Here is a 12128-nt window from a genome sequence, read left to right as displayed (position 1 = left end):
TCTTTTATAGTAAAAGGTAATTTTGATATTTTTGTCTGTAATTCCGAGTAATTCTGTGGTATTATGAATAAGTTCCATATGATTCTCCTAATGTTGGTTTCGTCGCTATTCATTATAGATCATGTGGGACTTTTTTGGTATCTGAAAAGGTCCTACAATCTCTATTTTGGGTTGTTACCCACTATAGAAATTATAGAGCCCTTTTTTGTTTGTGAAATCAAGTCTGTGCCGTTGTCTACCCTTTACTTGTATCATAGGATTTGGGTGCAATTTAGTCCCTAGAATTCTCTATTTTGGGTTTGAAAAACAGAATTAGAAAGCAGACCGGTCTATGTTTGGACAGAGAACCATATTCAAGCTCATTTTCTTACTTGTTTTATAGCACTTGTACATCTTCGTCTTATCCAACATCAGATTGGATGGAAGATGAGCCCAGAAAGAGTGGTTAATGCCTTGAATAGCGCTAAAGCAAGCAGATTACAAGACAATTACTACCGTCTTCAAGAAGGTCCTGATATGCAAAAACTAAACAAGCTCCTTGGTATTGAATGGACTAAAGGTTTTGTCAAATTTGAAGAGCTAAAAAACTAGGCTAAGGCTCCATATACAACACCCAAATAAGAAAAAAGACTAGTCAAATCCCTTGGGGCACAAGGGATTAGCTGGTCTTTGTCTATTTTTAGGTGATAAAGTCGGAAGTCCCTAGAATTCTCTATTTTGGGTTTGCTTGTGGCTTTTGGAGCGTGGTATAATAAAGGGAGTAATTTTGAGGAGTGAAGAATGTCTGATAAAACTTTTTATATTAGTACGCCTATTTATTATCCGAGTGGGCGCTTGCATATTGGGTCGGCTTATACGACAATTGCGAGTGACGTTTTGGCACGTTATAAGCGCTTGATGGGCTTTGATGTGTTCTTTGTGACGGGTTTGGATGAACATGGCCAGAAGATCCAAGACAAGGCTGCGGATGCGGGGCTTGAGCCTCAGGCTTATGTGGATGGTATGGCCAAGGATGTTCAGGAGTTGTGGTCGCTGTTGGATATTTCCTATGACCGCTTTATTCGGACGACAGATGCGGATCATGAGGCTGTGGTAGCGCAGATTTTTGAAAAGTTCTTAGCTCAAGATGATATTTATTTGGGCGAATATTCAGGGTGGTATTCTGTTTCTGATGAAGAGTTCTTTACGGAAACGCAATTGATCGAAGTCTTCCGGGATGAGGAAGGGACAGTTATCGGAGGGGTTGCCCCTTCAGGCCATGAGGTTGAATGGGTTTCCGAGGAATCCTACTTCCTACGTTTGAGTAAATACTCCCAGTGGTTGGCGGATTATTTCAAAGAGCATCCTGAGTTTATCAGTCCGGATGGGCGGATGAATGAGATGTTGCGGAACTTTATCGAGCCCGGCTTGGAGGACTTGGCTGTGTCACGGACAAGCTTTACCTGGGGTGTGCCGGTTCCTTCGAATCCGAAACATGTCATCTATGTCTGGATTGATGCCTTGGCCAACTATATCACAGCCTTAGGATATGGACAGGATACGGATGGTAACTTTGCTAAGTTCTGGCCGGGAGATATCCATATGCTTGGGAAGGATATTCTGCGTTTCCACTCGATTTATTGGCCAATTATTTTGAAAATGCTAGATCTACCGCTTCCAAAACGATTGATTGCCCATGGCTGGTTCGTCATGCAAGATGGTAAAATGTCCAAGTCTAAAGGGAATGTTGTCTATCCGGAGATGCTAGTAGAGCGTTACGGCTTGGATGCTCTGCGTTACTATTTGGTGCGCTCCCTTCCTGTAGGTTCTGATGGAACCTTTACACCGGAAGATTACCTAGGCCGGATTAATTATGAATTGGCCAATGACCTAGGAAACTTGCTCAATCGGACGGTGGCTATGGTCAATAAGTACTTTGATGGTCAGGTTCCGGCTTTTGTGGCTGGTGTAACCGCCTTTGATGGGGATTTGGAAGCCAAGGCGCAGGAGACCCTCCAAGAGTTCCATAAGCAGATGGAAGCGGTCAATCTGCCACGTGCTCTGGAAACGGTTTGGAAATTTATCATGCGGACCAACAAGTATATTGATGAGACCCAGCCTTGGGTATTAGCCAAGGAAGAGGGAGACCGTGAGCAGTTGGCTAGTGTCATGAGCCATCTGGTAGCCAGTCTGCAATGGATTGCTGCCCTTCTCCAGCCCTTCATGATGGAAACAAGCCGTTCGATTCTGAACCAATTGGGCTTGGCTGAAATTAGCAGCTTAGAAGGACTAGCCTTTGGAAACATTCCAGCTGGGACTCAGGTTCTGGCCAAGGGACAACCAATCTTCCCGCGTTTGGACATGGAGGAAGAAATTGCCTATATTCAATCACAAATGGCTGGTGGTCAAAAAGAAGAGGCCTGGGATCCTGCCAATGTTGACCTATTGCTGAATAAAAAGGCGATTAAGTTTGAGGATTTTGATAAGGTTGAGATCCGCGTGGCTGAGGTTAAGGATGTTTGGCGGGTTGAAGGTAGCGATAAGCTATTGGCCTTCCGCTTGGATGCTGGCGACGGCCAGGATCGTCAGATCCTATCCGGGATTGCGGCCTATTACCCAGATCCACAAGTGTTACTTGGGAAAAAATTACAAATTGTCGCGAATTTGAAGCCTCGGAAAATGATGGGGCTGGTCAGTCAGGGAATGATTCTCTCTGCCGAATTTGAGGACCGGTTAGCGGTTATGATGGTGGATGGTAGCATTCCTAATGGTAGCATTTTAGGATAAGTAAAAATAGGTGAGCGGGGCTCACCTATTTTTATAATTTTATTTTGAGAAGTTCTTTTGGGGTATGGGTAAAGGTTTCGAAGCCTGTCTTGGTGACGACACCACAGTCTTCGATCCGCACCCCAACCTTGTTCGGAAGGTAGATTCCAGGTTCAACGGAGAAGGTCATGCCTTCTTCTAGCACGAGGGGATTCCCTTGATTAATGGAAGGGAACTCATGGAGGCTTCGGCCAATTCCATGTCCCAAGCGATGGTTGAAGTACTCGCCATAACCGGCCTTTGTGATAATATCCCTAGCTACTGCATCAATTTGACCAGCTGTGACTCCCGGTTTAATGGCATCGATGGCAGCTAACTGAGCCTCTCGAACGATATCATAGATGGTGGCTTGGAGCACCGTTGGCTGGCCGAGGGCAACAGTGCGGCTGACATCACTGGCATAGCCTTGGTGCCAGGTCCCTAGATCAAAGAGGAGGAGGGATTTGTTTTTGAGGGGACGGTTGGTTGGGATTCCATGGGGATCGGCTGCATGTCTATCAGCCAGCACCATGGTTTCAAAACTCATGGACACATCCTGACTGCGTAAGGGTCCCTCAATGGCTGCGATAATGTCTAGCTCTGTTTTCCCTTTGGCAATGGCCTCAAAGCCGAGTGAGAGAGCGTGGTCGGCCATTTGTCCGGCCTTTCGCAGGAGTTCTAGCTCTGCAGGTGTTTTATACAAGCGGATTTGCTCGATGGTTGGACTGAGATCGACAATCTGTCCCGTCAAAATTTGCATGAGTTCGTAATATTGCCGCAGACGGAGGTGTTGAAATTCTAAGCCAATGCGATAGCGTTCACGAGATAGGAAGCTTTGAATCTTTTGCCAAGGATTTTCCGAATCGTGGTAGCTCACAATATTGTAAGAAACGAAGGCCTTGGCACGATCCCGATCCAGTTCAGGTGTAAACAAGGTTGGACTGCCTTCAAGCGGAAGAAAGAAGAAGAATTGTCTCTCATGAGGATCCGATTGAAAGTTCGTTAGATAGGCGATGCTCGTTGGATCTGAAATGATTGCCAAATCGATGCCTTGCTCGCGCATGCGAGAACGAAGTAAGTCAACAGTGCTCTTCATATTTAACCTCCTATATCAATTATCTTATATCTCTATTGTGTCAAAAATCTTCAAATTATGCAATGGGGAATGAATTGTCTTTTTTAGAAAAAAATCTCAAAATATTTGAAAGTGTTTCCAAAAAATGATAAACTATACTTGTGCGAAGGTGAAAGCGTTATTTTCAAAATAGAATTGGGAGGTTAATCTATGAATACTGACGATACCGTAACCATTTATGATGTCGCCCGTGAAGCTGGTGTTTCCATGGCGACTGTTAGTCGAGTTGTAAATGGAAATAAAAATGTAAAAGAAAATACTCGCAAAAAAGTTTTAGACGTGATTGATCGCCTAGACTACCGTCCAAATGCGGTGGCTCGTGGTTTAGCGAGCAAGAAGACAACAACGGTAGGAGTTGTGATTCCAAATATCACTTCTTCCTATTTTGCTAGTCTAGCTAAAGGAATCGAAGATATCGCAGAAATGTATAAATACAACATTGTTTTGGCGAGTAGCGATGAGGATGATGATCGGGAAGTGGCGGTTGTCAACACCCTATTTTCAAAACAGGTGGATGGAATCATTTTCATGGGGTACCACCTGACTGAAAAGATTCGTTCCGAGTTTTCACGTTCTCGGACCCCTGTTGTTCTAGCAGGAACCGTGGATATTGAGCAGCAATTACCAAGTGTTAACATTGACTACCGCCAAGCAACAGCGGATGCGGTGGAGTACTTGGCCGAACGAAATGAAAAAATTGCTTTTGTGACAGGTCCCTTGGTGGATGATATCAATGGTAAAATGCGCTTACCAGGCTATCGGGATGGTCTTAAAAAAGCCAAGTATGCGTATAGCGAAGGTCTTATTTTTGAAGCCAAACACAATTATGAGGAAGGCTATGCCTTGGCCGAACGGGTCATCGTATCTGGAGCCACTGCGGCAATTGTATCCGGCGATGAATTGGCTGTTGGTCTACTCAATGGTCTGAGCGATAAAGGGATTCGAGTTCCAGAAGATTTCGAATTGATTACCAGTGATAACTCACAAATCACCTTGTACAGTCGGCCAAATATGACATCCATTCGTCAACCTCTATACGATATTGGGGCCATCTCCATGCGGATGTTGACCAAGATCATGAACAAGGAAGAAGTTGAGGAACGCGAAGTTCAATTGGCTCATGGCTTGAGCGAACGCCAGTCAACACGCTCGTCTAACTAAAGCATGTAAGGGATTCCTGCTGACCAGGGTCCCTTTTTTCGGCTCCGACTTTTATTTTGAATGGCTTTTGTTTATAATATGAGTATGAAAGTTCTACTGTATTTGGAAGGCAAGACGGTTCTTGAGAAGTCAGGAATTGGTCGCGCTCTTTCGCATCAAATGCGGGCCCTTGACCTAGCAGGGATTCCCTATACGACAGATCCATCAACTGGATACGATTTGGTTCACATCAACACCTATGGCCCTAAGAGTCTTCGTCTCTTGCACCAGGCTAAGCGGCAGGGGAAAAAGGTCATTGTCCACGGCCACTCGACCCGGGAAGATTTTGCCAATTCCTTTATTGGTTCCAATCTCTTGGCTCCAGCTGTTGGTGCTTACCTCAAACACATGTATCAGCTAGCTGATTTTATTATTACACCAACGGAATATTCCAAAGAGTTGATTCGTGGCTACGGGGTTGACACCCCAATTGTGGCGATTTCAAATGGAATTGATTTAAGGAAGTATCAACCAGATCCGCAAAAAGAACAGGTTTTCTACAAGCACTTTGGCTTGGAGAAAGGACAGCCGGTTGTGGTCTGTGCCGGTCTTTTTTTCAAACGCAAAGGCATCTTGGATTTTGTTGAAGTGGCTAAGCAGTTACCAGATGTGCAATTTATCTGGTTTGGTGGGATCAATAAATGGATGATTCCGCGTGAAATTCGCAGGGTTGTTTCGGGTGATCATCCCGCAAATGTCCATTTTCCCGGTTACTTTAAGGGAGCTATTTTCCAGGGAGCTATGAGTGGAAGCAGTCTTTTCTTTTTCCCAAGTTATGAGGAGACCGAAGGGATTGTTGTTTTGGAGGCGCTAGCCAGTCATCAGCATGTTGTTTTGCGGGATATTCCCGTCTATCAGGGCTGGGTTGATGAGCAGTCAGCTACGCTAGGGAAGAACAATGAGGAATTCGTGGCAGGAATCCAAGCCATTCTAGCTGGACAGGTAGACAAGCGTGAACGGGGCTACCAGGTGGCGGAAAGTCGGTCTATGGATCAGGTGGCCCAGCAATTGGTGACGGTTTATCGTCAAGTATTGGAGATGTAAGATGAGAATTGGATTGTTCACAGATACCTACTTTCCACAGGTGTCTGGTGTAGCAACAAGTATCCGAACCCTCAGGGAAGAGCTTGAGGAGCAGGGACATGATGTATTTATTTTTACCACGACAGATCGCGATGTGGATGCTGATTCTGTGGCAGAACATCGGATTATTCGGATTCCTAGTGTTCCATTTTTTGCTTTTAAAGACCGGCGGGTTGCCTATCGGGGATTCAGCAAGGCCTTGTCCTTGGCCAAGGAGCACCGCCTGGAGTTGATTCATACCCATACGGAGTTTGCCTTGGGGTTTTTGGGACTTTGGATCGCACGGGAATTGGAGATTCCGGTCATTCATACCTACCACACCCAATATGAGGATTATGTCCATTATATTGCTAAGGGCTTGCTGATTCGCCCAGCTATGATCAAATATATGGTGCGTACCTTCCTGGACGAAGTGGATGGAGTGGTCTGTCCCAGTGAGATTGTCTATAATCTGTTGGTTCGCTATGGTGTGGAGCCAGAGAAGCGCGTGATTCCGACGGGGATTGAGCTGGATCGCTTTATTCAAGCGGAATCTCAAAAAGAGGCTATCCAGGAGTTACGGGAGTCTCTGGCTCTGGCTTCGGATGCCAAGATTCTCCTAAGTCTGTCGCGGATTTCCTATGAGAAAAATATTCAAGCGATTATCCGTGCTCTACCAGAGGTCTTACGAGAAAATGATGCGGTGCGTTTGATCGTGGCGGGAGACGGCCCGCATCTAGGGAATTTGAAAGCCTTGGCCCGAGAAGTTGGTGTGGAGCACCGGGTGCTCTTTGTCGGGATGGTGCCTCCAGAACAGACAGTGCTCTATTACCGGATGGCGGATTTCTTTGTTTCAGCCTCAACGAGTGAGACCCAAGGCCTTACCTTTTTAGAAAGTCTGGCTAGTGGGACACCAATTATTGCCCAGTCTAATCCTTATTTAGACAGTTTGATTTCAAACAAAATGTTTGGAACCCTCTACCAAACACCAGAGGACTTGGGTGGAGCCATCTTGGAAGCACTTTTGGCCACTCCTTATCCTCAGGAGCAGGAGTGGCAGAACAAGCTTTTTGAGATTTCCGCTGAGAATTTTGGCTTGCAGGTCTATCAGTACTATTTAGACCTTTCGATCCGGAAGGGCTATTTGAAAGGTCAGGGGGTCGGGTCACTCAGACCGCGGGCGCGTTTTGTTAAGGCGATTGCTGGCTTCCCGCTCAAGGTTGCGGCCTTGCCGGTGCAAGGATCTAGGCGGGTGATTCGGATTTCTCGCGAACAAGCCAAACGTTTGCCTTATCCAGGTCGGAGAAAAAACTAGATTTTCCTTGTCTTTTTGAAAAGGGTCTGTTATAATCATTTTTAGAGACACGTCTTTTAACAGAACTTCTTGAAGAGAGTGCACGGTTGGTGGAAGTGCATAGGAGGGTTAGAAGGTACTACTCGGGAAGATTTTATGCAAACATAAAACGGTGGTTACGTTAGAACCAAGAATGAGGTACCTGGGCTAACTAGGTATAAACGAAGGTGGAACCACGTTGCGACGTCCTTTTAAGGAGGTCGCTTTTTTGTTTGTTGCGGGTAGTTGTCTACTAGATTTAAAGGAGCAGAAATATGGTAAAAATTACATTTCCAGATGGTGCAGTTCGGGAGTATCAAGATGGAATTACAACTGTAGAGATTGCTGAAGGTATTAGCAAGTCCTTGGCTAAAAAGGCCTTGGCTGGTAAATTGAACGGGAAGTTGATTGATACAACTCGTGCCATTTATCAAGATGGGGACTTGGAAATTGTAACGCCAGACCACGAAGATGCCCTTCCAGTTTTGCGGCATTCGGCAGCCCACTTGTTTGCCCAAGCGGCTAAGCGTCATTTCCCAGATATTCGCCTAGGGGTTGGTCCGGCGATCCAAGACGGTTTCTACTATGATACCGATAATGAAGCGGGGCAAATTTCCAATGAAGATTTGGCCAAAATTGAAGAAGAAATGCACAAAATCGTGAAGGAAAACTTCCCAAGTGTGCGTTCTGAAGTTTCAAAAGAAGAGGCTAAGGAAATCTTCCACAATGATCCTTATAAATTGGAATTGATTGAGGAGCATAAGGACGATGAGGGTGGTTTGACCGTCTATCAACAGGGTGAGTACGTGGATCTCTGTCGTGGTCCTCACGTGCCAACAACTGGTCATATTCAAATCTTCCATCTTTTGAATGTTGCAGGGGCGTACTGGCGTGGTAAGAGTGAGAACCCAATGATGCAACGGATTTATGGAACTGCTTGGTTCGATAAAAAAGAACAAGATGCCTACCTCAAGATGCGTGAGGAAGCCAAAGAGCGTGACCACCGTAAACTTGGAAAAGAGCTTGACCTCTTTATGATCAGCCAAGAAGTTGGGCAAGGATTGCCATTCTGGCTTCCAAATGGAGCAACTGTGCGTCGGGTCTTGGAGCGTTATATCGTGGACCGTGAGTTGGCTGCTGGCTACCAGCACGTTTACACCCCACCAGTAGCAAGTTCTGAGCTTTATAAGATTTCTGGTCACTGGGATCACTATAAAGATGATATGTTCCCAGTGATGCACATGGAAGATGGAGAAGAGTTTGTTTTGCGTCCAATGAACTGTCCGCACCACATCCAAGTTTACCGTCACCATGTTCACTCTTACCGTGAGTTGCCAATCCGTATTGCCGAAGTTGGAATGATGCACCGTTTTGAGAAGTCTGGTGCCCTATCTGGTTTGCAACGGGTACGTGAAATGAGCTTGAATGATGCTCACTTGTTTGTAACTCCAGAACAAATTCAAGAAGAGTTCAAGAAGGTTTTGGATTTGATGCTCTCTGTTTATGAGGACTTCAACATTACAGACTACCGCTTCCGTCTCTCTTACCGTGACCCAGAGGATAAAGAAAAATACTTCGATAATGATGAGATGTGGGAAAATGCTCAACGCATGTTGAAGGCAGCCATGGATGATCTAGGTTTGGATTATGTGGAGGCAGAAGGAGAAGCAGCCTTCTACGGACCTAAGTTGGATGTACAGGTGAAAACAGCTCTCGGAAACGAAGAGACTCTCTCGACTATTCAGTTGGACTTCCTCTTGCCAGAACGCTTTGAGCTCAGCTATATCGGAGCTGATGGTGAGGAACACCGTCCAGTCATGATCCACCGTGGAATCGTGTCAACCATGGAACGCTTCATTGCCTACTTGATTGAAACTTACAAGGGAGCCTTCCCAACTTGGTTGGCACCAAATCAAGTAACTGTGATCCCAATCTCTAGTGAAGCACATGTGGACTATGCTTGGGAAGTAGCCAAAGAATTGAAAGACCGTGGCTTCCGTGTATCTGTCGATGAACGGAACGAGAAGATGCAATACAAGATTCGTCAAAGCCAGACCCAAAAAGTTCCTTACCAATTGATTGTTGGGGACAAGGAAATGGAAGATAAATCTGTTAACGTTCGTCGCTATGGTCACAAGGAAACTGAAACAGTTCCAGTAGCAGACTTTATTGCAAAATTGGAGGCAGATGTAGCCCGCTACTCACGCCCAGATGAAGCTTAAGTCAGACATTTAATCTAAAATCAAAAATCCAGGAGTCGAACAGCTTCTGGATTTTTGATTTTTTTGTCAACTGTAGTGGCTGGAAATTTTCAATCGACGAATAGCTTTTACAATAGAGCCTGAAAACGGCTTCCTTCTAATTCATATGGGATGCTTTCCCTGTGGTAGAGGACGGCAGCGACCTCTGACGAGTTCCATGCCTTATTCGGTAACCAATCTCGCTTTTTCCTTTCTTGGCTCGGGTGTCAAGGTTCCCCAAACCTTTTTCATCCCCCGATTCCAAGCTCGGTGGTTTGGAATCTTTAGAGAGTTCCATCGGGTGTGGGCGAATTCTATCAGAGAGCAAGTCGAGAGAGGGCTACCTGTTCCCTTTGTCCTTTAGTGTTTAAAGCAAGGAGTACTCATCCCAGTTCATTATCTTTGGTAGTGACTTCAAGTTTGGTTTCGTCGCTATTCATTGTAGATCATGTGGGACTTTTTTGTACCTGAAAAGGCCCCATAATCTCTATTTTAGGTTGTTTACCCACTATAGAAATTATAAATCCGATTTTTGTTTGGATGCTTGCGTCCATCGACAAATGGTATAATGGAGCAAGTAGAAAAGGGGAAGGCTATGATTGAAGAACAGTTTGGCAAAGAATTAGGATACAGTTGGATCGTTGTCCGGTCGGATCGGGGACCCTTGAATCGTCAAGAGCTAGAGGATTATCAGCTGGATACTGAATTGATGGAATATGCCTTGGATAAGAACGAACGGGCTCATATTGAATACGAGGCTGAGGCGGATCGTCTATTGCTTATTTTTAATGCTCTGGATCCAATCAAGGAAGATAATCATTATGAGACAACTCCGATTACGCTGATTGTCCAGGGAAATCAGGTTATTACCATTGTTAATGAACAGAATTATTACCTGATTGATCGGATTCATCAGCACCTGCCTTATTCCAAAATCACCAGCAGCTATCAGTTTTTATTCTTGATTTTGAACCTGGTGATTCAGGAATACTTCCCTATTTTAGACGAAATTGATCGAGAGAAGGATCGGGTCAACAGCCGCTTACGCAAACAAACCACCAAAGGTCTTTTGCTAGAACTGTCCGATTTAGAGACAGGTCTGGTCTATTTGCTAACAGCCAGCAATCAAAATGTCTTGGTTTTGGAGCAGTTTCGGAAACACCCACGGATGAGTCGACTGACCAGTCAAGAACTTGAGGAGTTGGAGGATGCCCTGATTGAGGCTCAACAGTTGTTGGCCATGAGTCAGTTGGAGTCTCAGGTGTTGCAACAATTATCGGGTGCTTATGATACCATCCTGAATAATACGCTTAATGAGAACCTAACTAGTCTGAATATTATCTCGATTCTGTTGGCCGTCCTGTCGCTAATTACAGGCTTTTTTGGGATGAATGTTCCTCTGCCCTGGGCCGAGGAGCCGCTCGCTTGGATTTGGCTTCTGTTAGCCTTTCTAGTTCTGTGGTTGGTATTGGCGCGTCTCTTGCGTTCTATTATGAATCGCCGATAAATACTTTTTGAAAATTTTCAAAAGCTCCTTGCATAGGGAGCTTTTTGAGGTCTAAAAGGGTCTTCTCTTGGATGCCAGTTCCCTGCTAAGATGGGGTATAATAGAGCTAGGAATTTGCGTATTTAATTTTCAACTGGAAGTAGCATGAGTAAGAGGAGCATGAGATGGCCTATATTGAAGCAAAATCGTGTTGGAAAACGTATGGCACCGGAGAAGTGACTGTTGTGGCCAATCGGGATTTGTCCTTTCAGATCGAAGAGGGAGAGTTAGTGGTCATTCTCGGAGCGTCGGGAGCGGGCAAGTCGACGCTTTTGAACTTGTTAGGTGGTATGGATTCTCCGGATCAGGGAGAACTCTGGGTTGCTGGACGAGATTTAGTCACTTTTTCTGAACAAGATCGTCTGCAGTATCGGAGGACAGCTGTTGGCTTTGTCTTTCAGTTTTATAATCTAGTCGGTAATTTGACAGCCTTGGAAAATGTCGAATTGGCGACCGAATTGGTTGCGGATGCCTTGGATGCCCAGAGTACCTTGGTCAGTGTGGGCTTGGAAGGGCGCCAGAATCATTTTCCAGCGCAACTGTCGGGTGGGGAGCAGCAGCGGGTGGCAATCGCACGCGCCTTGGCTAAAAAGCCCAAGCTCCTCTTGTGCGATGAGCCTACTGGTGCCCTGGACTACAAGACGGGGAAACAGATTTTGGGACTTTTGCGTCACTTGACCCAGCAGGAGGGTCGGACCGTGATTATTGTTACCCACAATGCAGCCCTAGCCCAGATAGCAGACCGGGTAATTCACATGCAGGATGCCCAGATTAAGGCTGTCAAGCTTCAGGAAAAGCCCCTTCCTGTAGAAGAATTGGAGTACTAGA

The 12128-nt window shown here is 45.5% G+C and carries 8 protein-coding genes and 1 pseudogene; 8 read left to right on the top strand and 1 reads right to left on the bottom strand.

The window, feature by feature from the left end; translation table 11 throughout:
• Positions 1 to 303 precede the first annotated feature (303 nt).
• Positions 304 to 591, top strand: a pseudogene (locus tag HZY94_RS05115) (IS1634 family transposase); the annotation flags it as partial.
• Between the two features lie 189 nt (positions 592 to 780).
• Positions 781 to 2766, top strand: a complete 1986-nt coding sequence (metG, locus tag HZY94_RS05110) for a methionine--tRNA ligase (protein ID WP_179925280.1) — start codon at positions 781 to 783, stop codon at positions 2764 to 2766.
• Positions 2767 to 2797: 31 nt separating this feature from the next.
• Here metG and HZY94_RS05105 read toward each other — a convergent pair whose 3' ends face one another.
• Positions 2798 to 3880 carry a M24 family metallopeptidase gene (locus HZY94_RS05105; protein WP_179925279.1) on the bottom strand — a complete coding sequence of 361 codons (1083 nt, stop codon included), beginning with the start codon at positions 3878 to 3880 and terminating at the stop codon, positions 2798 to 2800.
• Positions 3881 to 4069: 189 nt separating this feature from the next.
• On the opposite strand from HZY94_RS05105, the gene ccpA reads away from it, so the two are divergent.
• The 6 genes from ccpA (at position 4070) to HZY94_RS05075 (ending at position 12127) form a co-directional block, all read left to right on the top strand.
• The gene (ccpA, locus tag HZY94_RS05100) at positions 4070 to 5080 is read left to right on the top strand and encodes a catabolite control protein A (protein ID WP_179925278.1); all 1011 of its coding nucleotides are present in this window, start codon (positions 4070 to 4072) and stop codon (positions 5078 to 5080) included.
• Between the two features lie 84 nt (positions 5081 to 5164).
• On the top strand, positions 5165 to 6163 hold the full coding sequence (locus HZY94_RS05095; protein ID WP_179925277.1) for a glycosyltransferase family 4 protein: 999 nt from the start codon (positions 5165 to 5167) through the stop codon (positions 6161 to 6163).
• Position 6164: 1 nt separating this feature from the next.
• Positions 6165 to 7496, top strand: coding sequence for a glycosyltransferase family 4 protein (locus HZY94_RS05090; protein ID WP_179925276.1), 1332 nt, complete (start codon positions 6165 to 6167; stop codon positions 7494 to 7496).
• A gap of 293 nt (positions 7497 to 7789) precedes the next feature.
• Positions 7790 to 9736: a threonine--tRNA ligase gene (gene thrS, locus HZY94_RS05085; RefSeq protein ID WP_179925275.1), complete on the top strand. Its 1947-nt coding sequence runs from the start codon at positions 7790 to 7792 to the stop codon at positions 9734 to 9736.
• 613 nt (positions 9737 to 10349) lie between these two features.
• Entirely contained in the window at positions 10350 to 11261 is a 912-nt protein-coding gene (locus HZY94_RS05080; RefSeq protein WP_179925282.1) for a magnesium transporter CorA family protein, read from the top strand.
• Positions 11262 to 11425: 164 nt separating this feature from the next.
• Positions 11426 to 12127, top strand: a complete 702-nt coding sequence (locus tag HZY94_RS05075) for an ABC transporter ATP-binding protein (protein ID WP_179925274.1) — start codon at positions 11426 to 11428, stop codon at positions 12125 to 12127.
• Position 12128 lies beyond the last annotated feature (1 nt).

The organism is Streptococcus danieliae (assembly GCF_013415245.1).
Lineage (GTDB): Bacteria > Bacillota > Bacilli > Lactobacillales > Streptococcaceae > Streptococcus > Streptococcus danieliae_A.
The sequence above is the reverse complement of the archived record's forward strand: the minus strand, read 5'-3'. Positions and strand labels throughout refer to the sequence as shown.